We start from the raw sequence: 24,221 nt of genomic DNA on the forward strand, positions 1-24,221 counted from the left end.
TTTATCCTGTCCCTAAAAACTTTTTTTATTCCTGAATCTTTATGCCTGATTCACTTTTTCAATTTAAAAGTCATCAAAATCGCCGATTAAAAGGTCAAGTTCGAATGGAATCCGGGCAATATCTTTGATTTCATTTGTGTCTTCATCAATCAATCTAAGGTAATATGTTTTATTTTCGAGACCGTTGCCAAGAGTAAGTATAACAGTGTACTGCCTTTCTTCAGGCTCATCGGATTCACTGTTGGCAATAACGATTTTTTCGTCACTGACCATTTTCTCCTGCTCAGCATCAATATCCCAGAGTGAAGCTCTGAAGGTACGGGGTTTCAGCTTATCAGTCACTTTTTCGGTCTGGAAAATCCTTACTTTAAACTTGCTGCTTGTGATCTTTTTCCGGTCATTTATTACCGAGACATTGACTTTGCCGTATTTGATGCCTTTCTTTTCCAGGGTTTTTTCATTCCTCCGATGGTTATATGTCAGAACTGGAATGACAATTTCCTGAGGAGAGGCTCCTCCATGCACGAAATTGAGCCCGCCTCCCTGGAGCTTGAACCTGAGGTCAGTCTTTGGGACATAGGCAAAGAGGGAGGAATGTTCCTGCCCGAGCATATGGCGCATGTCAAAGCTGTGTATGTTATCCAGTGAATTATCCGGTGCAAGCTCCTGGTCACTCAGGATAAACCTCTTTGTGGTATCAATTATGCGGGTTTTGTCAAACGATGAGGTTTCTACCTTATCCACATTTTCCATATTATCTCTTCTGTACAGGAAACCATGATCCGCTGTGACAATGATGTTGGTCGTGTTTAGGGTTTCACTCAGATGCTTGACCATTTTCTTGATTTCAAAAACTGTTTCTTCCACGGCATTGAAAACGCTGTTTTCCGAGGACTGCTTATCCCCGGTTGAGTCTATCTTATTGTGATATATGTAAAGGACTCTTTTTCCTTTGATCAGTTCTCTTGCCTCTTCCCGGCTGAATTTAATAAAGTCTTCATAGTTCAGTGCAAGTGAGCCTTCACATTTACTCTGCAGTATTTTGTTCCTTTTTTCAAGTCCTTCGGAACTTATGCCGTCCACAAAGATTTCTTTCCCTCTGTATTCCAGCGCATTATGCGGGAGTAAACTTGCCATTCCAAACTTCGTATATGAGGGTAAGACTCCTGCCATGTAGCTGAGTTCGGGAATTCCCCAGGTATCTTTGTTGAGGGTTTCAAAAAGCTCGGCAGCTGCCTCGTAGCGCAGTGCATCGGAAATGATAACTGCAACTTTACTCCTGTCATCTTTTTGCAGAATCTTGTTTACATGCTGTTTGTAGAAGTCTTTCTGGCTTTCTGCAAGCTCAATCTTCCATTGCCCTTTAAGATCAGATTCAATAAGGCTACTCCATTTCAATAACAGTCTTCCGAGCAGCTTGTTTGTGTAGAGGTCTTCGACCTGGGGCCTCAGGTTTTTCTTCAGGATGTCCTTTTCCTGCTCTTTATCATAGTAATAGTAGAATTTCCTGTAGAAGTAATCGATCTGGTAGTAGGTCTTAGCATACGCTTTGAATAACTCATACAAACTGGGGGTGTTTTCAAGCGCATCAGCTTCTTTTGGATTATCATAGTATTCCCTGGAAAACCGGAAGAGCTTAACCGCATATTCAAGCGCATTGTAGATGTTTTCGTATTCGGAAAACCAGTGTTTTGTCCGGCGGGTGTCGATCCAGGAAAGATAGTTTTTGAAATCCTCTTCAGTCGAATCTACCGGACTGTTTAGGGACTTGAGTATCTGAAGGATTACAACTCTGTCAAAGGTTTCCACGGCTTCAGCTTCAAGGTAGGTCTGGACATCATGTTTATCAAGTTCTGTCTGCAGGTTTTTTTCCAGATCCTGACCATTTTCTGCAAGCATTTCCCTGGTATATTTCTCAAACGTTTTGGAATCCCGTGAGCTGTCCATCCAGTGCTTGAGGAAGATCTGGCACTCATTTTCCTTCCGGTCAACATACTGGTCATAGCCTGAGAGGAAAATTCCGGAATACCGCTTCATATGCGTGATCAGGAAACTCAGGAAAAGCTTCTTCAGGGTAGGATTTTTTGTCGAAAACCCAAAGTCCTCCTCAGCCAGTTCCCAGAAGTTTTCATCCAGCCCGAATTTTGAGATATTCTCCCAGACCGGGTTTTCGGCTTCTTCCAGGGATTTGAGCATGATGTCCCTTACAATCTGTTTGAAATCAAGGGCCTGTGTCTTTGAAAAAACAGCCAGCATGCCCAGAATGAACTCTTTTTCCCTCCAGTCCCGCTGGTGGAGCTTCTTTAAGGGCTGGACTCTTTCTTTCTGGTTGCCAAAGAATTTCTCGTATTTTGTGAAGAAGTCGTCCAACTCATGCCCGTCAATTTCAAATTCGCTCTTGATGTCCGAAATTCGGTTGTTTTCAAATCTGGATGAATAGAGCTGGATATCAAAAAGCCAGTTGTCTTCGTGTGCCCTTTCTTTTTCCGGGCAGTAGATAAGGTAATTTGACCCCTGGTCTTCGACTTCAAGGAGTTTTTTAGTTTCAAAATAGTTATTGTCAAGGATATGGAATTTGATTGCCTGTTCTTCCAGGACCTGTATTATTTCTTCAAGCTCTTCTCCGGGAGCCTGCTTCTCCTGGTCCCAGGCGGTTTTGTCTCTGTCATACCAGAAAACTATTTTTCTCTTTTCATAGTCTTTCAGTTCCGAAGGGGAGAATTTCTTGAGTATACTCTGGCTTGTTTTTTCTACGTTGACCATGAAAATCCATATCCTGTGTTCCTTCTCAAGGTTTTTAGTAAGCATTGAAGGTTTAGATACTTTATGATTGTATGATTCGGTTCAATTGTAAGCACATAAATGCATAAAGCTTTCTTTATATACTTTAGTTTCATAATTTGTATATAATTGTCTTTTATTAAATAACGAAATATAGAATATTCTAATAATCCTAGTGGTATTATGGCTAAAAATATGACTAAAAAAGGATTAGAAAGAAGACTTCGAAAATGCAATAATCTATTGGAAATTAATCCATTTAACTCAGATATTTTGTATAATAAAGGGAATATTTTGGATGAACTTAAGCTTTATAAAGATGCAATTGAAGCTTATGATTTATCTTTGGAGATAAATCCCAAAAATGAAAAAATCCTGAGTGCAAAAGGGCTTACTCTTTCTAAAATGAAATCGTATAAAAAAGCACTTGATGCTTATGACCAAGCTCTAAGAATTAAACCTGAAGATACTAAGATTCAATGTAAAAGGAGAAATGTTTTAGATTGTTTGGAAGTTCAAAAATTGAATCAAGAACTAAATATTTATGAAAAAAAATCAAAAATAGATCCAGGAGATCCACACAACTTCTATAAAAAAGGAAATTTTTTGCTACAGTTAAAAAGGTATGAAGAAGCGTTAAAAGCTTATGACCAATATCTAGAAATGGATCCGGGAGATGAAGAAGTATTATGCATAAAAGGAAATATACTTTCGAATCTTGGAAAATATGAAGAAGCTATTGAAGCTTTTTCCAACTTCTTAAATATTAAGCCAGCTTCTCTTAAAGTTCAAAAAAATAGAACTTACGCTTTAGTTAAATTGGGAACTGATTATTTAAATAGCAGTGAGTATGAAAGCGCATTCAAAATTTATGGTGAATTATTAAATTCTAAAGACCTATCATCACAACAGGATATGTTTTTAATATTGTCTGAATCAATTATTGATCTAATAAATTCCGAGAAGTATGCTGACGTAAAAACAATCTATGAGGGTATTTTAAGAATCCGGTTGGGAGAATCAGAAAAGGATATTTTGATCAATGAAACCCTGTCAAATTTGCCTAAGTTTCTTACGACATGCGAAACTTCTAAAAAATATAATGAAATCATAATGATGTATGACACTTTAATGAAAATAAACCCGGATAATATAGACATTTTGAAAAGAATAGGTGATTCATTACTTCATTCAAAGTTTTACCATAAAGCCCTTGAAGTATATGAGAAAGTAACTACCCTTGACTCACACGATATAGACATTTGGTGTACTCAGGGAGATATATTATCTGAACTTAAAATGTATGATGAAGCCCTAAAAGTATGTGAAAAAGCACTGAAATTTAACTCTGGGAATTTTAGGTTATTATGTATGAAAGGGGACAGCTTGCTTGAATTGAACAAATATTTTGAAGCATTGAAAGCATATGAAAAAGCACTAGAAATGAATCCTGATTGGCCAGCGATATGGCGTAAAAAAGGAAATGTCTTTTCTAAACTTGGTTTTTATGATGAAGCAAGAGAAGCTTACTCAAAATTAGAAGAATTAAATAACAGGAAAGAGTCTGGAAAAAGCAAGGAATGGTATGATGAAGACAATCCAATTAATAGATATCATCTATATAAATAAAAAAAATGTCTTACTTTCTAAAATAAAGATTAATGAAAAAATTGAATAGTTCATTATATTTTAAAACAGATGTTGAGTGATTATGGCGTGTTTTCCCCTTTATGTCCCCTTTAGATGATATCTCCTTTTTCACCTATGACTCCTGATATTCTGATCTTTCATTCCTCTTCTCCCGTGGTCTTTTTATCTAAAAGTGACTTCCCTTTAGCCGTCAGGCGGTATTTCTGCTTGTTGCTTGTGGGTTTTTCCGGAATCGTCATTTCAATTAATTCTGCATTGAGGGCAGGGTGGAGATAGTTATCTCTGAAGGTAGGTCGATGCTTAATATTCAAAATGCTGCGGAGGTCAGAGGGGGATTTTTCTCCGTCTTTAAGTGCCAGTAACAATCTTTGAACCTGGTCATATGACTGGGTCGGTAGCTAGGTCGGTGACTGGGTCGGTAACTGGGTCGGTGGTTTCAACCGCAAGGGATTTTGCAAGATAAACAATGAACTGCACCCGCCATCCCGATCTCGATGATTTCCGGTTTGGGCAAACCAGGGGTTTCGGATTCGCCGGAGTTGAGGAGTTTCTGGAACTTCATTGCACCCGATTCTTTATTTTTCTGTTATTTAGTGCGGCTTATGCGGCATTGGCGTGTTTGTGTCGCCTTTATAGAATTTTGATGGCGGCTTTGTTTCTGGTACCGTTGGCTTGATTATGGCGTGTTTGTCCCCTTTATGTCCCCTTTATGTCCCCTTTGTCCCCTTTAGGAAGTATCTTCTTTTTCACCTGTGGTTCTTGATAGAACATATTCTGTTCCTTTCCCTGTAGTGCCGATTTGTTCAAATATCTTTAAAGAAACTAATTCTGCCAAGTCCCGGGAAACCGTTCTTTTAATTGTATTGGATATTTCCTGATATTCTTTATTGGTAATCTTTCCTTTTTCTTTTACGTAGAATACAGCCTTGATCTGTCTCTCATTTAGCCCGAGTCCTCTAAGATATTCTTCATTGAAAATCCCTTTCCTGAAAACTACTCTGAAGCCCTGGTACTCTTCAAAAACAGGCTCTTGAACCCCTGCTTCCCTGCAGTAACTTATCATCTTTTCAATGCCGCTGCCCCACTGCTCGATTATTCTGGTATCAAAGAAGACTTCTGCTATCCCTTTGTTCCTCAATTTCGAGGCATGAGGTTTTAAAAGGTCTTCCATTGTAAGGCCCAGAGGAAGCCCTCCAGGACTCCATACAATCAGTTCGTTCTCGTAGATCCGGATCTCAATATGAGCCAGAGCTGTATAGTCCCTGTGGCAAACCGCATTTACAACAGCCTCCCTGATCGCTTCTAACGGATAGTCCCAGACCTCTTCCCTCTCAGGTTTTCCAGTCATAACGAATTTTACGCTGGTATTCTTCCTGACAAAATCCATGGCTTCTTCGACCTGTTCAAAGAGCGTACCTTCAATGAGACGGTCGTCAATTACAAGCGTCTGGTTCTTGAACCGTCCACAATGGATTACAGCCTGGGAAAGAAAACGCCTTCCCTCCTTGCAGAACAAGAGCCCTGCAGCCCAGGTAGGCTTTCCATTCTTCACAAGCTCCATCTTTTCGAGCACCTGAACAGGGTCTTCCTCTTCTCCAAACCCTTTCCTTCCGGAAACTTTTGCCTTTCGGATATATCTCCTGACCTTTTCAAGATCAAGGTCTTCAAGTGCCTTTCCAGCCGCTGGAAACCTATCCCAGCTCATCCCGGTAGACTGCAGGTGCATTTCCGCAATTTCCTGCGAATTCATACTCCGGTTGCTGTTATTTACTCGCTTGAAACACCTGCCCCGGACGGATACAGGTTTTATAGGATACTCCGGGACATTTACCGCTACAACCTGTTTCCCCTCAAATTCAAACACCTCAATTTCAGGGATAAGCTGTGGCTCGGTTTTGTCTGAGATCTGGTTTGCCCATTTTGCCAGAGTCTCTTTTCCAATATCTACCCCGGTGACGGCCCCTTTATCAGAAACCCCTATAAGGATCATGCCGCCTTTTGCGTTGGCAAAAGCTACAGCTGATTCTACGGTTCTGTCATCGAATTTCTCCTTGAATTCAAGGATTTCGGATTCTCCAGATTTTAGAAGATTTTTAAGATCCATGTTATCAGTTTATAATTTCCCAAAATCTATATCGTAGCCTGCTGCTTCCAGTTCTCTGGCAAGTTTATTTTTCCAATATCCACTTGAATCATACGGAGTATAAAGTCTTCCAAAGATGTCAGATGGGAACTCAAAATTTTCTTCTTGCCTGAGTAGAGCAAACACATTTTCTCTACCAAGTCTTCCAATGAAATATCCAAGTTCCAAAATTACATTCTGACGTGCTCTATAACTTGCGGAATGCGGATCCTGATCTTTTTTATATCCTTTGTCATCAGGTGAAAGAAGGACTACAGCAAAGGAGACGTTTTTAGAATGCTTTTCAAATTTTTCAAAAATTGTTGCTCCCCTGTCTGCTTGTTCATGTAAAATGATAGGTTCTAAACCTAACCTTTCTAATATCCGAGCTGCTGCTTCTTTCATCTCATTGTCATGACCATGAACAACAAAAATCTGATTACTCTTAGGTTTTACCTCTTCCATTTTTTCACCTAATTTCTTTTTCTTATATCCAGGCTCTCCTTTAATGAGATCATCAGTAACATCTTCCCCTTCCTTAGTCACGAGCCACTCAGTTGAAATTTGTGGTGCTACGGCTTTTTTTGGTCTTTTTGTTCGAATAATAGGCATCAATTCTGCAGAGTTCATTTCTGTTTTATTAACCTTTATCCTCTCGATATCCTCAGGAGGAATACTTTTTCCATTAACAAAGATATTCTCACCATTTTCATAGGGAACTATAAATTGACTAAGAAGTTTTTCTTCGCTCAAATCAAGCTTTAATTCATCAGTCACTTTACTGGATTTCTGCCGAATTTTAACGTGGTAGTACATTTTGCCATCCAAAATATCCATTAGATTTTTCCCACCAAGCCCTCAAACTTCTTATAATTCTCCACAACCCCATCATCCAGATCAATCTCAATCATCTGATCCGCTTTATGCTGAAGCAATTCATCGTATTTTATGAGCTCATCGATTTTCTTTCTCAGCTTCACCAACTCAGCCTCGGCTTTTCCCCTATTATCCTTACTTCCGGAGATCTCTTTTTCCAGAAGCGGCCTCTGAGCATCCAGCTTCGACTCAAAGTCCAGCAGATAATCGATCCTCATCTTCGCCAGGGTAGTCTTATCGTACCTGTGCATGTAAACGAGCGCATTGAACACTTTTCCTTTTTCAGAAGAAGTAAAGAGCCAGTAAATTGGTCTCTTCTTGTACATTTTCAAGTGATCGCTGTAGAAATCCTTCAGGAAATAGTTTCGGATAACCTTTTCAGGAGCTTCTCCTTTCTTCGAAAGCGCCCCTGCAATAAAGTCTAGGTTTTCGGAAAGTGTCTCAGCTCCAAACGTAAGTTTCAAGAATTCTTTGAACCGGTTTACGATATCATCCGTGTAATATTCGTCATCGAGAATCGGGATGATATTATCCTCATCCGGCAGGAAAGAAGCTCCAGGTACTTTTTCCTTAAAATCAGCCAGCTTTTCACCCTGATTTGCAAGAATCAGCCCTTCTTTTTCAGGTGAATATCTTCCGAACATGCAGCCAACAGCATAAGAAATTAATTCTTTTACAGTATTGGTCAGCAGCAGAGCTTCCAGTTCTTCTTCTGTTTTGTTGTTGCCATAGCGGTAATAGGGATTGCAGGTTAGCGTGATCTCAGAAAGAGGAACATCTGGAGTCAATTCATCCTGCAGTCCGTAGGCTTCAATGAAAATCCGATTGTTTTCTTCCTCCAGCCGCCGCATTTCAAGAGTCATTTCTTTCCAGTGGACACAGATTTTGAAGTAGGTTTCGTGAAGTGTTGGTTGGCGGAGCTCGGATTCTAATAGTGGGAAGGTGGTGAAATCCCAAGAGGTTTCGTAGGAATTCCAATCTGCACGGGAAATATTAACTATCGATTCAGTTATCCTTCTTGGATACAATTTCAAACAAGTCTCAGACGTTGGAATATTGCCTATATCTCCACTGGTAAAGCTCATTGAAGGATTAAGGATCTGTAAAAAATAAGTGGATAGGTTACTACACATTAGTGACAAAATTGGTTCTAAAAATTCGGGATTTTTTGGAAACGCAGAGCGTCCAGTGTCATCAAAAACAAATCCATTATCACGAAGTCTAGAAGCAAAAGATGACGAACTTAGTTTTGTCCAAGTAATACCCCTTTTAAAGAAAAATTGAGTATTCTGAGGTCTCGATTTTAACTTTCCTCTAGAATCTCTAAAACTTCGTATCTCTTCTCCATCAGATTGCCAATTTACAATTACTTCGTTGTTACCATACCATTTCCGAAATTCTCCTCCACTATTACAGGGATACCATTTTAACAAACTAGCTTTACTTTCTTGGTTCGAAGTACATTTAAAGTAAACACTTTTTAAAGAGACTTCATACCACATTCTTTGGAAACGTGTATTGTCACCTGTAGCAAGCCCGGCTTTTGGAGTTGCAATATTCCCCAAAGACTCCATACTTGCAAATGTTTCTCTAACTTTTTCACTCACCCAATACGCAATTGGGTTCCCAGTAATTTTCGTAAAGTCGATGGTGGAGGCAGAACTTAGTCGTTCATTTCGTACAGGGAATTCTAATGGAACACCATTCTCATCAGTTTCATAATATCGAATACAACAAAATTTTCCTTTGATATGTGGATTCAATCTATGCTGGAAAACTGTTGCTGTTGTGCCAAAGTTAATCCCCATACTCGTTCCACCTTTACCGAGGTAAGGCATATGAACCATTGAATTGATAGTTGCTGATTTAAGAAATTTATTGCGAAGTTCTTCATATGAAGAAAGGAACATCCATGCTTCCATCGTGACCATTGCATTGTATCCGCATTCAACAATTAAATTGAAACCACGTTCTATAAACATGGCAAAAAGGTCGAATTTACTGTCCGGATAATTTTCCTGAGAAAAAGACCTCAACTCATTGTTCATGCCTTTACCACCCATATACGGCGGGTTGGTAATAACTATGTGATATTTTGGGCTGAGATAATCTGCCTGCTTCAGAGCCTGCGTGACTTTTAGATGAGTTGCAAGGCATGAGAGGTTGCCGGAAAGATTTTTGGATTCAAGCAAGCTTAAGAGACCCGACACATTCTTTGCAGCCGGGCAGATAAGTGAGCCGAAGTTATCAGCCTCGGAAAACTGAAGAAGAATGGCTCTATGGGTATTGGTGAAAAGACCACTTCCAACTGCATCTATATAACCGCTGATTTCGCCTTCCTCAAAAGCGACGTTCTCCAGCATGCAAATATTGGGCTGAACTGTCTTTCTAAAGAAGTGGCGGTCTTTACCCCTTGCCTTCATGGTCAATGCAAAGCCAGCAAGTTCCCCTGCACGTTTATCAATTTCGATCCCGAAAAGGTTATGCTTCAGGATAAGTTCCGGTATTTCGGAAGGGGTGTAGCCTTCTTCTTCATAAATCGAATATAGTAGGTCAAAAGCATAAACCAGCATGTGCCCTGAACCGCAGGCAGGATCGCAGATCTTGAGTTTTTCAGGAGAATTAATCTTCAGAAAATCGGTTTCATGCTGTTCCGGCTTTATGTAATATTCCATCCGGTCAACAAGGCTGGATTCCGGGCGGTTGAGCATCCACAAGCGACCCAAGGAGTTTTCCACAAGGTAGCGGACAATCCAGTGAGGGGTGAATAGCTGAGTTGCTGCCGGGATATTTTCTTTACTAATTTTAATTCCCTTTCTGAGGTCGGCAAAGACCTTTTCTTTCTTTGGAGCTATATAGTCCTGATAAATCCAGCCTATGATTTCAACTTCATGCCAGTCCTCGTCCGGAATAATTGAATTAAGGTCATGCAGGATGGAGCCTGTATGGAGGAGTTTGTCGGGGAAAAGGAGTTCGGTATAGTTTTCAATTTCCTCAAAAAGGAAGGGCATGGTGTTGTGCAGGTAATTGCAGAGCTTGAGAATCAGGTATTTGTAAAGTTCGTCGTCTTTGTTTTCGGCTTTGAGATCAAGAACGAGATCTTTTTCAAGGTTCAAGAAGTCAAGTTTCAGGGCGTTAGTAAGAAGGTCGGGCTCAGGTTTATCCGGGTCAGTTGAAGTGAAAACTTTGATCTGGTCTGGAAGGCAGCCGTTCATCTCCATGAACTTAAGGGCTACAAGGCGGTTGAACCAGGTATAGGTCGCTTCTTCCATGACCTGTTCGTAGCCTTTCTCCCTGATCTGTTTCACAAGCTGAGAACGCTGGTTTTTGATTCTTGAGTTAAAGACGCTGCCGTTGATCACAACTGAATCGGCATGCTCTTCTACGGCATGGATTTCTTTGGAGGAGATTCCGTAGCGAGCTGCCTGGCTTCTTACTTCTGCATTTAACTTGTCCCGAACCTTGTTTGAGAATTCGATAATTTTTGATTTGTCCATTTTTCATCCGACCCTTTTAGATTCTAATGTTTTCCTCTTTGACAAGTTTCATTAGTTTCCCTTTGAGCTGGGTAATGTATTCCTCGATATCTTCTTCGCTTTCCAGCATTTTTTCTGACTTGAAAAAGGAGAGCTTGTCTATTACTTTGGTGGTCCTTTGTGGAACCTGTGGAACTTTGGGTGGAATACATCCTCCTTCTGGCTTTCCTGGATTGTCAGTGCCTCCACCGTAGGGTACTTCCGGCGTTTTCTCCCTGAGTCTCAGGATTTCAGCATCTCTCAGCCCGTAAGCCTCTACCCGAAGAGAGTTTATCATCGGGAGCTGGCTCTGGACAAGAGCGCAGTCCTCAGCGTCTTCTATGGTCCTTTTGACTACATTGAAGAGTCCAAGCACTGTTTCCCTGAAATCGTCTGAATACTTCTCGTCTGAAAGGTCCTTCCCAAGTTCTTTTGTAACCGTATCAAGGCTTTCTCTTATCTCTTTTTTCTGGGCAGAAAGGGCCTCCTGAATCGAAGCTTCTATCTTCTTCTCCAGCATGGGAAGCTGGCGGACCTGGGGGTAAGGCTTTTCCAGGCTCAGGATTGCATCGACTTCCTCAATGGCTGCTTTTGTTTCTTCCCCGAGGAACTGGGTGTTTCTGCAGTAAGCTTTGTACTTGCGGGCAAGCCTCCGGAAGATGTCAACCTGGGAACCTTTAAAGAAGTTTTTCACCGGCTCTGCATCAGCATGAAGTTCTTCAAACTCGGTTTTTCGGGAGGCAATGGCTCTGAAAAAGGCTGAGGGGTCAGAGTTCTCTGTCAGTTCCTTCAGGAATTTCCTGTAGGCTTCTATCTGGGTTCTGCCCGGGAAGCTCTTTTCTTCCTCATACCTGCCTTCGATTATTTGCAGGCCTGAAAGCTCTTTCTGGAATATTTTCTTTGCCTCTTCGTAGAGCTTCTCTTCTTTTTCTGGCAGGTCCAGTTTCTCAAAAAGGTCTTTGAGGATCTGCTTAACGGCTTTGAGTTCTTCTTCTCCGGTCTTCTCCCTGATTTCTATGACCAGTTTGTCAGCATCGTCTCTTCTTGTCAGGTGCTTTGCTGTAGCATCCACGTTATTGAACAGGCACTCGGACTGGTAGCGGAGTTTAATCTCTTCCCTGAGGAAAAGGGTTGCTACAAGCCCTGAAATCGTCATTTCTTTCCAGCCGTAGGGCTTTTTCATGAAACGTTCCTTTAAGTCACTTAAAAGAACCCTCCCGCTCCTCACCTGCTTAAGCTGGATATATTCAAGCACCTCTTTTAAAGCCAGCCTGTTTATGTCGCTGCATTCACCTCCAAATCTCTCAAGGTCGTCCGAACGCAGGACTCTGAGCACATCACTCTCGGTTTCGTACTCCTTTGTGGCATATCCGGCTTTGTTGTAGACGTTCTCTATAAGGAGGTCAAGCCCTTCTTTTATGCGCTCTTTCGGGCTGGATTTCCCAGGTGTTACTTCCTTGTTATCAACAAACACTCTCGAATCCGAGACTCCTTTCTGAATTAGCTCTGCTGCGTTTGCTCTTGCGCTTATGGCATTCTGCTGTTTTGTGGACAGGATGTTCTGGATTTCCACATTGTTCCGGTTTGAAGAGTTCTGCTTGAGGTATTTCTCTATTCTCAGGTAGGACCTGATTTGATCGATTAAATCGTCTTCCGGAAGTATGAAAAGCAGGGTGTCCGCTGAATCGATATTGCTTAAACTGTCGCCGCTCAGGGACTGCTGGTTGCCTTTTTTACTATTATACTGGTCTGAGAGGGGGGTCAGGAATTTGATCGTAAGGTCTGCACCTGGAACAGCTTTTACCCTGTCGTCAATCGCTTTGTTAAATTTGTAATCCTTATGGGAAGCCGAGCAAATTCCCTGTTTTTGCTCGTAGAGCATCCCATGGACTTCTTCAAGAATCTGGTGCTCTTCGATATCTATCCCTTTGATCTCTCTATTGATATCTTGCTCCTCATTTGTCAGGAAGTAATACTTGTCTTCGGACTTGTTTATCAGGGTCTGGTCTTCGAGTTTTCGCAGGGATTCGATGATTCTCTGTTTCAGTTTTATCTTGTCTTCGTCAACCGAAGTGATGGAGAGCACTATCAGGTTATCGAGGTTTGGCTCAATTTCCTTGATATTCCTGATCATAAACAGGACTTCCAGAACCTCACAGTCCTTTTCATTGAGGAACTCATTTTTCCGGGCGTGGGAGATCGTCTTTGCAATAATCGGGTCAAGGAAACCTGCAATAGTCTCATAAAAAGCATGGAAAGGAATCAGCAGCCCCACATTATTCTCGCCGTAGTTCACCGTCGACTCCTTAAAAGCACCAAGGAGTGACCTTTCTCCTTTTGCCAGGTGCTTCCCAGTAAACCCGGTTTCTCTTATTTTTTCAAAGACCTTCTGCGCGAGATTGAACTGGTAGGGGACAAAAGGATATACGTTTACAAAGTCCTCTTCGTTCTTGTAAACCTTTATTTCAGCCCGGTTTGAAAAAGCAAGCAGGTTCCTGAGTATTGTCTGTTTTTCAGCATAGTAAGAGGCGAGGACTTCCCTGTATTCCTCCTTCTTCTGCAGGATCCTTTTCTTGATGACCTCGTCCACATTGGCGCTGGTAAGTCCCAGCCGGGTGTTAAAACGCCCCTGGATCTTGGAAAAATCATTGCCTTTTACGTGTTCCTTTGTAACAGTATCAATATCAGCCTGTGAAGTCACTGCAACCCAGGCTTTTCCCTGAAGCCTGGTCCCCAGATCTTCAACAATGGTCTGGAGGTTGAGCATCAGCTCGCTGTTTTCTCCTATATACTGCCCCACTTCGTCCACAAGGAAAATGATCTGGTGGGCTTTTCCTTTCGATTTGCAGTACTTATTGAGCTTATTTGCAAATTTCTCAACGCTGAAAGTATAGCTGGCCCCATCGCTTTCAAACAGCCTTGAAGCAGATTCCCTGCTCATCGAGCCGCAGGTTGCAAGGGCCTCTATGATATCATCCTGCTCAAAACCGTAGGCGACTCGTCTTTCTTCCCAGGGTTCTCCGTTTATACGCTTAAACTCGGTTTTGAAAGGCTCATAGAGTCCTTTTTCTTCAAGCTGTTCTTCAAGGTCTGCGATCCAGAAAACGTCTCCCATATACCCTCGCATATCATTGAAAGCCCTCATGAAGATATTTACAATCTGCTCGTCGCCCTTGTTTGCAGTGTTTGCTTTGGAATCAATATTAAAAAGAATAACGTCTTTAGTGCCGGTAGTAACGGCTTTCTCAATATTGGCAAAAATCGCGGGGTCTGTTATTTTTTCCCTGAAAAACTCGAGTGCTGTCTTCCCCTGAACCGCTCTATTTGCCAGTAAATACGACAGGATTTTGAGGAAATGTGATTTACCCGATCCGAAGAACCCTGAGATCCAGACCCCTATTTTATCCGTGGGTTCTTCCAGTGTTGCAGTATAGTTCCTGAAGAATGTATCAAAATGCTTTAGAGACTCGCCTGTCACCACATACTCATCAAGTTCAGTATAGACGCTTCTTTCGTCTTCCTGATCAACTTTAATTACCCCGTTGATATCCCTTCGGATATCTTTCTCAAATAAATCTTCTATTTTTATTTCTGTGGCAGTCATGTTTAGCACTCTGAGTAAATATCAGTCTGAATAGAATTTCAATGTGAATAGAACTTCAATGTGAATAGAATTCCAATGTGAATCAAATTTAAGATAATTAAGAGTATAGCCTGAAAGTTTAAAACTTCCCTTCAGCCTGAAACTTCCCCTCAAAAAGAATCCGGGGCAACCTTCTTAAATTATATTGCTTCTGGCATCAAGCGGAAAGCTCTGTAGTAGTTCTTGCTTTTAAATTCGCCAAATAAGCTCAGGTCAAGCCCGCTGAATTTTCCCGGATAAAACATCACAAGGGGCTTTTTGCCTGTAACAGAATGAAGGTTGTTAAGGACGGAATGAGCTCTTGTCATTGGCCATGCATTTCCTACTCCTGTCAGGAAAATCAGGTTGTAATCAACTTTAAGTATCTCGGTAATCTCTTTTTTTGTGGCTTCTTGATTCAGAATTAATCTGATCTTCTCAAGCAAGGCATCTGAACCCTTTTTCTTTTCAAACTGAATTATTTTTTCATCAGTAAGCTTCTGATTCAGGATTTTGAGACATAGATTGTACAGATTAATCTCAACTATCTTAATCGAGTGTTTGATCTCAAAGCTTGAGATCATCTTATTTAGAGTGTCCCTTACAAGAAGCTCTTTTTCCGGTTCGTAATCAAAAATCCAGTATGGAATCTCGTTTCCCAACCCCTTGCAGTCCAGAAAATCCTTTGTTTTGATCTTGTCGTTAAAGAGTTCGAGACGCTCTTCAAGTTTCATGATCTTAGAATACAGGCGCTATCTATAAATTGGTTATTATTTTCAACCAGTACTGTAGTATTTATTTTCAAGCTCTCTGCATCTAATGGTCTCAATAAATTAACAGTTCAATGCTGAGGCATATATTGGCACATACACCAACCCTCCCTGCCCTCATGCAACTGATGACTGCATGCCTTGCAGGGAATGGGCTTTTCTCTCAGAGCTTCATCAATTGTGTACACTCTGCCGGAAAGTTTCTGGCATTCAGAACAGGAAGCGTCTCCACCGGTAAAAACAAAAACTCTTTCAATGCCTTTCTGTTGATAAGCCATCAGTTCTATCTTTGCTGACATCTGAAGGGGTTTGAAGAAATCTCGGCTCTGTAGAAATCCTTAATTTGATACAAATTATTTCTGCAACTTTTTTATTTATATTGTAGACTAACAGTTTAATTTTTATTTTTTGACTTGGTTGAAGTACTTTCTTGCCCTGAGTATTTCTCCAAACTTCCTTTTGACAACAGAGAACGTTGTTTCCGCTATATTGCGTTTATTGTATTTGATTTTGTCAAAGCTTAAATACAGCTTTTTTTCTGTATTTTCCCTTTACTTTCTTCCTCTTTCTCTCTCTTAGAGGTATAATTAAACTGCTTTGATTTCTTCTCTAACCAGAGCATGAATTTTTTCAGAATCATACCCTTTATCCATCACGTAACATTCTGATTTTCTTGTCTTATTTGATTGTCTTATCAGAGCATTTACATGTTTGATATCATGATCCGTTTTTTGACTGATTTTCCATCCCAATAGTTCGTAACCAGAATTCCTTCTTTACTATTTAATCTCATTTTGTCAAAAGTTCTAAAGCTGTTTTATTCATACGGAGAAAATGTCTCTATTACAGCTATTGATGCAACTGGGTTTACGAGTTCTTATGCAAGTTATTATTATCTCGAAGAACAGGAAAGATCCGAAGGAGCTTCCTGAAAACTTCAATATCAGTAGACACAGATAAAAAAGTAATTTTGAAGAGTAGTGAAATGAGGAATCTTATCAAGGTCAAGTTTTTCCTTTATATCGTTCATGATATCGATAAGTTCTACAAAATCACGATAGTCTGCGCTTATATACTCATTCAATAAAACCAGAACAAGAAGCTGATGTTGAGTATAAACATGTTTGGAATATTTGCAGGAGTAAAGGTTCAGTCTTCTAGACTGAACCGTCTTAAGAAGAGATCAATAAATTTGATATACTTATTTGATGACAACAGGGATTGCTCCTTCGTTTTTTGTGGGGACAAAAAATAAGGAGCAATTTTACAATTTAATTTTTATAAAATTTTTGGGTAAAAACAGAATTTAGAGGATTTCTACAGAGCCGCAATATTCTGTCTACGAAATGACTAGTCTTGTATATTCCTCGTAAGGCTCAATTACTCTTGAATTGATTTCACTAGGAAATTTAGCATTATGCACTACTTTATTTCTTAAACTCATAAGACTTCTATTTTCTGGAGTGCAAGTTACTCCATATTCATTGATAAGAGCACCTAATTTATCATTGAAAGTTGTATGTTGATAGCCAATAGAACTTGCAATTGATTTCGTTGTTTCATCGTCAAGCTTAACATTTTCTTTTCCGAGAGCTTTTAGCTGTCTTTACCAGTTCTCCATCCACGTTAAAGGTGAATCACTTGCAAAGGTTTTCGTCGAGTTTTGAATACCAAGTCTTCGTTACAATCATTACAAATATATAAAAACTACTGGAACAATTATTAATGATGCGCTCCACATAAAAACAAATGAGGTTGCTATATGCATCGTTTCCAAGAAGAAATAAGTTCATGTATTGATTGTAAGAAATGCTGGGATGTATGCCCTGCCAACATGGTTACTGAAGGTAATCGTTTTACTCCGCAAGGAAAGATCAAATCACTTGCAAAGATAGTCGCAGGTGAAGAGCTTACACAGGACGAGATGGACAATATTTACCTTTCCACAAGGTGTGGAGCATGTGATGATGTATGCCCTGTAAGTATACCAATCACAGATATCATCCAGTATGAAAGGGAGTTGTTAGCAAAGCAGGGTAGAGAGCCTGCCAAGACCACGGCCATCTCAAAGAACATTATTGAACGTAATAGTCCCGGAGGTATGGACCCGTCAACAAGGTTTGACTGGATCACAGATGACCTTGAAATTGACGAAAGCTCGGAGATTGCCTATATGACAGGCTGCTGGATTGCACACAGCCAGCCGGACATAGCCAGGTCAACTATTCGCCTGCTCAACCATGTCGGCATCAAGCCAATGCTTCTGAAGGAAGAGAAATGTTGCGGGCTTTTCCTCATAGACAACGGGCATCTTGAAGAGGCAGCAGCGCATGCAAAGAAATTCGTAGACTATATCGAATCCCTGGGAGTGAAGAAAGTTATAGCTTCATGCCCCGGTTGTTACCTAGTTCTGGGCCGTGAGTACCCTAAACTCTACAGGGAGTTGAACTTTGAAGTTGAACATTCTCTCAACCTGTTCAGAGATTTGATAAATGATGGTACTCTCAGACCAAAGAAACTTGAGTATACTGTTGCGGTAAGGGATGCCTGTCCCCTGAGAGAATCAAAGGATGTATCCCGTGATATCCTCTCGAGCATGGATGTGAAGATAAAGGAGCTCTTTGACGGCAAACAGGTATGCTGTGGAGGTCCTGCAGGTCTTAAACCCAACTTCCCGGAAATATCTGCCGATATTGCCATGATGTCGGTTAAGGACTATAAAGAGAAGGCCGATGTGATGATCTCGTATTGTCCCTTCTGCATGCATCATATAGGCAGTGTTTGTAAGTCAAAGGATGAAGAGTTGAATATGAAGGATATTTCAGTTTTGCTGGCAGAAAGTATATTTGGAAATATGAAGGAGGAGGAATTATGAAAGTCGGCTTAATCAGATGTATACAAACAGAAGATATGTGTCCTGCTACTACTTGCTTCAAGGTGATGAAAGAAAAAAAGCTTGCTTTTGAAGGAGTTACAGAGGACATCGAAGTAATTGGTATCAGTACTTGTGGCGGCTGCCCAGGAAAGAAGGCTGTAACAAGAGCGGCGGAAATGGCAAAAAGGGGCGCTGACACGATTGTATTTGCCTCCTGCATATTTAAAGGCACTCCTATAGGCTTTCCGTGTCCTCATGCACAGGTAATGAAAAACGCTATTGTTAGGAAACTTGGTGATACCGTAAAAATCATTGATTATACACATTAATCTTCGTAAAAGAGGTAAAACTTTGAATACAATAGGACTTATGCAATTGAGCCTGAAAATCAATAAGCTTTAAACCTCAAGCTGATCAAAATAAATTTGATAATAGTGTTTATTGAGCTTGATTTTGTGTATTAATCCATAAGTCCTATTGATAAAAAATAATAATTAAATTACAATGATTTCCAGACCTTTGCCAATGATTCGCCTTTTACATTTCTCAGAGTCTATCAGAAAAGCGTTGTGGCTCACATAATCTTTTACAAAGTTAGCAGGCACATCGGGATGGATATACTTATATTATAGGTATTATTGACTTTGCTGCATGCCATTATTGACTTTTCGATAGACTTTAGTCCTTTTTAAGCATCAATGTGAATCCAGAGATAGAGTAGTTTGTTGATGGAAACTTTCAGGAGGCGGTTACTTGATACTTGATTTAATTTGGTATACAATAATAGGTATTGTGGCAGGCATATTAAGCGGATTATTCGGAATTGGTGGCGGAATTATAATCATTCCTGCATTAATGTTTTTACAGGGATTTTCTCAGTTGAAAGCCCAAGGTACTTCTCTGGTCGCAATGCTTCCGCCTGTTGGAATACTTGCGTTTCTCGAATATTATAAAAGAGGAAACGCCGATTTATCTGCGGGTATAATTATTTGTATTGCTATGGTTGTAGGTGCAAAATTCGGAGCGCAGTTTGCAAATACGTTATCAGCAGATGTGATGAAGAAGGGTTTAGGTATATTTTTCATGCTGGTAGGACTTAAAGTTTTCATGGGAAAGTAATTTACATAGCTTACGGTACACTGCCGATATGTGCCCGGCTACTGCTTGTTTAAAGGTGATGAAAGAAAAAAAACTAGCTTTTGAAGGGATTACAGAGGATATCGAAATAATAGGTCTCAATACTTGTGACGGTTTCCTGGCAAAGAAGCAGTGACTCGAACAGCGGAGATGGTTAAAAGAGGAGCTGATACGATTGTTCTAGCATCCTGCATATTTAAGGGTACACCTATAGGCTTCCAGTGCCCTCATGCACAAGATATGAAAGATGCTATCGTTAGGAAACTTGGCGATACTGTAAAAATTATTGATTACACACATTAACCTTTCTTAGATGAGATAAATTTTTAATAGTCTTAGGGACGATGAATGAAAACGAAATTACAGTGATTTCCAGACCTTTGCTAACGATTCGCCTTTAACATGAATTTTAAATTCATAGAAATATCCAAATGGTGTCGTTGAGGTTTCAAGCCCCTTCGCAGTTAGTTTATCCTTGATTGTTTTAACGGCATCTTCCGCAAACTCGACACTCGACTTACTCTCAGATAAATGCCCAAATGAATGCAGAACTACCTTTTTTCTATCCGTTTTTTTAGCTAACCAGCTAATGTTATTAACAGCTTTCTTAACAACCTTATCTTTCTGATCCTCATCCTCTTTCTCAACGTTGATGAAAATAACAAGGGAGTCTGTTGTTGATTCTTCTACATCACAGGTCTCAGCAGATTCTACGGTCTTGCTGAACGTTTTATACCAGAAATCATTAGTATCGAACATTAATAACTTCATTTTAACCACGCAAAAGCACTATTTTATTCCTTTCCAGGCTTTGAGAAGACAAGACCGTAATGGTATGGTTTCAGATCATGTCTGCCCTCAAACTTAAATCCGCCTTCAATAGCCCATTTAATACATTGCTCTGGTCTGGGCCGTATTGTCATTGGTGGGCCTCGAGGTGTTTCAGGATCATAGTTCCAGTGTATTACGCCTAATTTCCCTCCGGATTTTAGGATTCTATAGGCTTCTTTAAGGAGTTCTTCCGGCTTTTCTGCATGAAGAATGTTAAAAAACATTGCATAGTCCACACTTCTGTCTTCAAACCCGGAACCTTCATTAACAAAATCTCGAAGAAGCGTTCTTATATTGTTTAATTTTTTTTCATTTGCTCTTTCGACAACTCTCTTTATCATTTCTTCTTCGACATCAATAGCATATACTGTTCCCTTTACGATTTTTGCTGCGGGTAAAGTAAAAGTTCCATAACCACATCCAAATTCCACTACATCTGCCACATTATGGTTAAGCTCCATAATACACAAGATTTTTTCTGGCTCAAAGAATTCTGTCCATATCTTTTCGTTGGGCATACCACTTTCTCTAACTTTCATGCTCAATACCCGACTCTCTTTAGTTTGTTACATGTTAACGAATCTCATGCATAACTTCGAATACTGTTTATAATGATTTTATTGACTTGAAGCTATAATTAGTTTTAATATAAAAAACAATACTTTTAGGCAACCTGTTTCTAATCAAATACAAATGAAGTTGCTTGAGGTGTTTTTTGCTCAAAACTTTCGAAATATTTCAGGAAATCATATTTATTTTGCAGGAATAGAAAATGATTTAATATACCAACATCGTTTTTTCATAGAGAATATGCAACAGTTTAAAAGCCTTGACTACGTCAAAAATTCATATAATAAGCGGATTTGCCAGATAGCAGAGGAGAGAAAAACTGGAAAGAAGATAATTGGTACTTTATGTCTTTTTGTGCCTGACGAGATCATCTTTGCAGCAGGTGCCGACCGTGTCATACTCTGTGGGGGTAAGAACGATACGATATCAATAGCTGAGCAGTACTTGCCCAGAAATATCTGCCCGCTTGTCAAGTCCTCTTTTGGTTCGATTGTTAACAATGGTTGCTCAGGCGTAAAATCGTGCTCTCATTTTAGCATGGTAGACATGATAGTTGCCGAGAATACCTGTGATAGTAAAAAGAAGATGTATGAATTATTGGGAGATTATGTTTCTACATACGTTCTCGATCTTCCGCAGAATCCCGACAACCCAGAAGCTATAAAATATTTTTTAAGGGAGCTTGAGAAGTTCAAAGGTGTCATGGAACAGCTGACAGGTAACAGGGTCACAGTTGAAAAATTAAAGAAGGAAATAGAGTCGTCAAACGAGACGAGACAACTGATTCACAAATTATATGATCTGCGGAAAGTAGACCCTCCGTTAGTCAGTGGGCTCGATGTACTAAAGATCATGCAGAAACAGTATTTCCTCTCACCGGCCGAATTGAAAAGATCTGCCCGGATGCTCATCGAAGAAGCGGAACAGGTTAAAATGGATTTGGGGCATAAGCCCAGAATAATGATATCCGGTTGCCCGATGGCAGGAGGCAATACCAAAGTGCCTGAGATCATAGAGAACAGGGGCGGTGTCATTGTCGTGGAGGAAAGCTGTACGGGCACAAGGTCATTCTGGGACTTAGTTGATGAAAATAAAGACCCTATGATTGCACTGGCAGAGCGTTACCTCAAAATACCCTGTTCCTGTATGACTCCAAACGACAGGCGTATAAATAATATTCTGGAGCTTGTAAGGGAGTTTAAAGTAGATGGCGTTGTGTATTATACCTTACAATTCTGTCACGGATACAATATTGAGAAGTACAAGGTACAACAGGCACTAAAAAAAGCCGGGATACCTATGCTTGCTATTGAAACAGATTACGGGGACTCAGATATTGAGCAGATCGGACTCCGTGTAGATGCTTTTATGGAGATGCTTTCATGATCTCAATGGGAATAGACTCAGGTTCGGCCACAACAAAGGCCGTTCTTGTTAACAACGGTCAGATTATCTCTAGAATTGTGTTACCAACTGCATTTGATTTTTTAACTGCTGCAGAAAATGCATATAATAAAGTACTTGTCGATGCAGGAGTAAATAAAAAGGATGTAAATGGAGTATATGCAACCGGATACGGTAGGAATAGTATAAAGTTTGCCGACAAAGCTGTAAGTGAGATTACTGCTCATGCTATAGGTGTTTATTACCTTTATCCAGAAGTCAACAGGGTTATCGATATTGGAGGCCAGGATAGTAAGGTTATCTCGGTTAATAACGGGAAAGTAACTGATTTTTTAATGAATGATAAATGCGCGGCTGGCACGGGTAAATTCTTGGAGTACACTTCAAGGGCGCTTGAAGTGCCTATAGATGAATTTGGGCCTTTAGCACTAACCTCAAAAAAAGCTGCAGGCATAACAAGTATGTGTACTGTATTTGCCGAGTCTGAGGCCATATCTCTCCGGGCAAGAGGGTTTAAAAAAGAAGATATTGCAGCCGGACTAATTGAAAGCGTTGCCAGAAGAGTTGCTGTCATGGTCAGACAAGTAGGGCTAAAACAAAATGTGGCCTTCGTGGGCGGCGTGGCAAAAAATACCGGCATTAAGGTGGCGCTGGAAAAAGAATTAAACATTTCACTTTTTGTACCTCCTGATCCGCAGGTTACGGGAGCACTTGGAGCTGCATTATACAGTATCAGCTAAAAACTCTCAAGTTTTCCCCGTTTTGGTTGCTTTCTTTTTTTAGAGATAAATCTGGGAATTAGCTTAGCCAAATGTCAAAATTTTGTCAGATTCTTCAACTATATGGAGCATATCATGCATGGTTGAGATCGGACAAAACTCGCTTCCTTCCATTTGCCTTGTTTTCAGACAAGTTCCACATGCAAAGATTTTGCCATTATTCTCCACAAAAAGCTTTATTTGCTCTTGAACATTGAACTTCTCGTCCCTGATATTCTCTGACTCCACCCCTTTCCCTAGAAGAAAAATTTTCACTTTGTGGTCATTTAGCAATGAAGTAGTTCCGAATCTAAAGGCATTCCACACTGTTTCGGGTTCGTTAGTGTTTATTATTATTCCAATTATCATAGTATTTTCTTTAACTTTTCATTTATATGAGACTTTGCCGTTATCTGTAACTCACAGTAACGAGGTGTAAAATATTTGCATCAAGTGTAAGATAAATAATATACCCAATTTTCCGCAGATGTACAAAAACGACACCTATTTCTCAATAAGGCAGTATTTTAAATGTTTATCTTATCTTTAAGGAATAATATCAGACAAATTTATTTCTTTTTATTTTTCTTCTCTTACTTGAATCTTCTAAAAAAAAACATTTAGTCCTGTATGTTAGACTCTGAATAAGTTCTATTAAATAGTTCTTCCATGAAAAATCTACAGATGGATACGAATAAACACTAATTGAAATCATCTGCGTTCATCTATGTTTATCCATGGTTCATTGATGATATATGGATCGATACACAGTTTTTGTACTATCCAATTTTTTGCGATCACGGATTCTTTAATCTGGAGTCCAGATACTCCTTTAAAACTGCAGCGTTATTAAAATCTTCATTTTTTGCGGCATAGAGCAGGGTCAGGTCATTTTCTTTCGCTTTATCTATGAGTTTCTGTACATGCTCTTCCTTTAACTCCAGTTCTTCAAGATAGCATTTCCTGAACTCTTCCCATTTTTCAGGATCATGGGAAAACCATTTTCTAAGCTCGTCCCTAGGAGCTATCTCCTTTAACCATAGATCAAGCCTGACTTCATTTTTGCGAAGTCCCCTGGGCCAAAGCCTGTCCACAAGTACCCTGAATCCGTCTTGATCTGATGGTTGTTCGTAAATCCTTTTCAGTCGAATCAGCTACTTCCCCCCTTTTAATTATTTAAACATTTTCCGAGTGCGTTTATTCCTTTACTCATTTTTAACTTTCCGGATAGGCTCTAAATGGCTTCTGCATATCCAGATTTAACGACCAAGAACAATAGCCCGAAATTTGAGTTGCTGATTCTAATATTG

At 40.0% G+C, this 24,221-nt stretch carries 20 protein-coding genes and 2 pseudogenes; 9 read left to right on the forward strand and 13 right to left on the reverse strand.

What is annotated here, in order from left to right:
• Positions 1 to 63 precede the first annotated feature (63 nt).
• Positions 64 to 2,808, reverse strand: coding sequence for a BREX-1 system phosphatase PglZ type A (gene pglZ / locus FXV91_RS14610; RefSeq protein ID WP_229391416.1), 2,745 nt, complete (start codon positions 2,806 to 2,808; stop codon positions 64 to 66).
• 156 nt (positions 2,809 to 2,964) lie between these two features.
• On the opposite strand from pglZ, the gene FXV91_RS14615 reads away from it, so the two are divergent.
• The gene (locus tag FXV91_RS14615) at positions 2,965 to 4,410 is read left to right on the forward strand and encodes a tetratricopeptide repeat protein (RefSeq protein WP_229391417.1); all 1,446 of its coding nucleotides are present in this window, start codon (positions 2,965 to 2,967) and stop codon (positions 4,408 to 4,410) included.
• Positions 4,411 to 4,568: 158 nt separating this feature from the next.
• On the opposite strand, the gene FXV91_RS14620 is transcribed toward FXV91_RS14615, so the two are convergent.
• The 7 genes from FXV91_RS14620 to FXV91_RS14650 form a co-directional block, all read right to left on the reverse strand.
• Positions 4,569 to 4,796: a Fic family protein gene (locus tag FXV91_RS14620; protein WP_229391418.1), complete on the reverse strand. Its 228-nt coding sequence runs from the start codon at positions 4,794 to 4,796 to the stop codon at positions 4,569 to 4,571.
• A gap of 362 nt (positions 4,797 to 5,158) precedes the next feature.
• Entirely contained in the window at positions 5,159 to 6,535 is a 1,377-nt protein-coding gene (locus tag FXV91_RS14625) for a helix-turn-helix domain-containing protein (RefSeq protein ID WP_229391419.1), read from the reverse strand.
• Between the two features lie 9 nt (positions 6,536 to 6,544).
• The gene (locus FXV91_RS14630; protein ID WP_229391420.1) at positions 6,545 to 7,390 is read right to left on the reverse strand and encodes a TIR domain-containing protein; all 846 of its coding nucleotides are present in this window, start codon (positions 7,388 to 7,390) and stop codon (positions 6,545 to 6,547) included.
• Complete coding sequence (gene pglX, locus FXV91_RS14635; protein ID WP_229391421.1) at positions 7,390 to 10,926, reverse strand: BREX-1 system adenine-specific DNA-methyltransferase PglX; 3,537 nt, start codon at positions 10,924 to 10,926, stop codon at positions 7,390 to 7,392. Before pglX ends, FXV91_RS14630 begins: the two co-directional genes overlap by 1 nt.
• A gap of 16 nt (positions 10,927 to 10,942) precedes the next feature.
• A complete protein-coding gene (gene brxC, locus FXV91_RS14640; protein WP_229391422.1) occupies positions 10,943 to 14,548 on the reverse strand; it encodes a BREX system P-loop protein BrxC in 3,606 nt (1,201 codons plus the stop codon).
• A gap of 179 nt (positions 14,549 to 14,727) precedes the next feature.
• Entirely contained in the window at positions 14,728 to 15,300 is a 573-nt protein-coding gene (locus FXV91_RS14645) for a DUF1788 domain-containing protein (RefSeq protein ID WP_229391423.1), read from the reverse strand.
• Between the two features lie 107 nt (positions 15,301 to 15,407).
• On the reverse strand, positions 15,408 to 15,635 hold the full coding sequence (locus FXV91_RS14650; protein ID WP_229391424.1) for a hypothetical protein: 228 nt from the start codon (positions 15,633 to 15,635) through the stop codon (positions 15,408 to 15,410).
• A 456-nt stretch (positions 15,636 to 16,091) separates the two neighbouring features.
• On the opposite strand from FXV91_RS14650, the pseudogene FXV91_RS14655 reads away from it, so the two are divergent.
• Positions 16,092 to 16,315, forward strand: a pseudogene (locus FXV91_RS14655) (IS5/IS1182 family transposase); the annotation flags it as partial.
• Here FXV91_RS14655 and FXV91_RS14660 read toward each other — a convergent pair.
• A pseudogene (locus FXV91_RS14660) lies at positions 16,310 to 16,554 on the reverse strand (IS5/IS1182 family transposase); the annotation flags it as partial. The pseudogenes FXV91_RS14655 and FXV91_RS14660 sit on opposite strands and share 6 nt — an antisense overlap.
• A gap of 544 nt (positions 16,555 to 17,098) precedes the next feature.
• Between FXV91_RS14660 and FXV91_RS14665 the strand changes: the two are divergent.
• The 5 genes from FXV91_RS14665 to FXV91_RS19915 all read left to right on the forward strand — a co-directional run bounded on the left by FXV91_RS14665 (position 17,099) and on the right by FXV91_RS19915 (position 19,651).
• Complete coding sequence (locus tag FXV91_RS14665) at positions 17,099 to 18,211, forward strand: (Fe-S)-binding protein (RefSeq protein WP_229391425.1); 1,113 nt, start codon at positions 17,099 to 17,101, stop codon at positions 18,209 to 18,211.
• The gene (locus FXV91_RS14670) at positions 18,208 to 18,540 is read left to right on the forward strand and encodes a CGGC domain-containing protein (RefSeq protein ID WP_229391426.1); all 333 of its coding nucleotides are present in this window, start codon (positions 18,208 to 18,210) and stop codon (positions 18,538 to 18,540) included. The genes FXV91_RS14665 and FXV91_RS14670 overlap by 4 nt, the downstream gene beginning before the upstream one ends.
• 424 nt (positions 18,541 to 18,964) lie before the next feature.
• Positions 18,965 to 19,330, forward strand: a complete 366-nt coding sequence (locus tag FXV91_RS14675) for a sulfite exporter TauE/SafE family protein (RefSeq protein ID WP_229391427.1) — start codon at positions 18,965 to 18,967, stop codon at positions 19,328 to 19,330.
• A 58-nt stretch (positions 19,331 to 19,388) separates the two neighbouring features.
• Positions 19,389 to 19,484 (forward strand): hypothetical protein, encoded by a 96-nt coding sequence (locus FXV91_RS19910; protein WP_255680622.1) that lies wholly within the window; start codon positions 19,389 to 19,391, stop codon positions 19,482 to 19,484.
• A 14-nt stretch (positions 19,485 to 19,498) separates the two neighbouring features.
• Positions 19,499 to 19,651 (forward strand): CGGC domain-containing protein, encoded by a 153-nt coding sequence (locus tag FXV91_RS19915; protein ID WP_255680623.1) that lies wholly within the window; start codon positions 19,499 to 19,501, stop codon positions 19,649 to 19,651.
• Between the two features lie 57 nt (positions 19,652 to 19,708).
• Here FXV91_RS19915 and FXV91_RS14685 read toward each other — a convergent pair whose 3' ends face one another.
• Entirely contained in the window at positions 19,709 to 20,119 is a 411-nt protein-coding gene (locus FXV91_RS14685) for a threonyl-tRNA synthetase editing domain-containing protein (protein ID WP_229391443.1), read from the reverse strand.
• A 23-nt stretch (positions 20,120 to 20,142) separates the two neighbouring features.
• Positions 20,143 to 20,718 (reverse strand): class I SAM-dependent methyltransferase, encoded by a 576-nt coding sequence (locus FXV91_RS14690; RefSeq protein WP_229391428.1) that lies wholly within the window; start codon positions 20,716 to 20,718, stop codon positions 20,143 to 20,145.
• Between the two features lie 154 nt (positions 20,719 to 20,872).
• On the opposite strand from FXV91_RS14690, the gene FXV91_RS14695 reads away from it, so the two are divergent.
• Together FXV91_RS14695 and FXV91_RS14700 are read left to right on the forward strand one after the other, a co-directional pair.
• A complete protein-coding gene (locus FXV91_RS14695; protein WP_229391429.1) occupies positions 20,873 to 22,135 on the forward strand; it encodes a double-cubane-cluster-containing anaerobic reductase in 1,263 nt (420 codons plus the stop codon).
• Positions 22,132 to 22,893 (forward strand): acyl-CoA dehydratase activase, encoded by a 762-nt coding sequence (locus FXV91_RS14700; protein WP_229391430.1) that lies wholly within the window; start codon positions 22,132 to 22,134, stop codon positions 22,891 to 22,893. Before FXV91_RS14695 ends, FXV91_RS14700 begins: the two co-directional genes overlap by 4 nt.
• Before the next feature lie 63 nt (positions 22,894 to 22,956).
• Here FXV91_RS14700 and FXV91_RS14705 read toward each other — a convergent pair whose 3' ends face one another.
• Complete coding sequence (locus tag FXV91_RS14705; protein WP_229391431.1) at positions 22,957 to 23,280, reverse strand: DsrE family protein; 324 nt, start codon at positions 23,278 to 23,280, stop codon at positions 22,957 to 22,959.
• A 428-nt stretch (positions 23,281 to 23,708) separates the two neighbouring features.
• A complete protein-coding gene (locus FXV91_RS14710; protein WP_255680631.1) occupies positions 23,709 to 24,065 on the reverse strand; it encodes a DUF488 family protein in 357 nt (118 codons plus the stop codon).
• Positions 24,066 to 24,221: the final 156 nt, after the last annotated feature.

Origin of the sequence: Methanosarcina sp. DH2 (genome assembly GCF_020804225.1) — an archaeon.
Lineage (GTDB): Archaea > Halobacteriota > Methanosarcinia > Methanosarcinales > Methanosarcinaceae > Methanosarcina.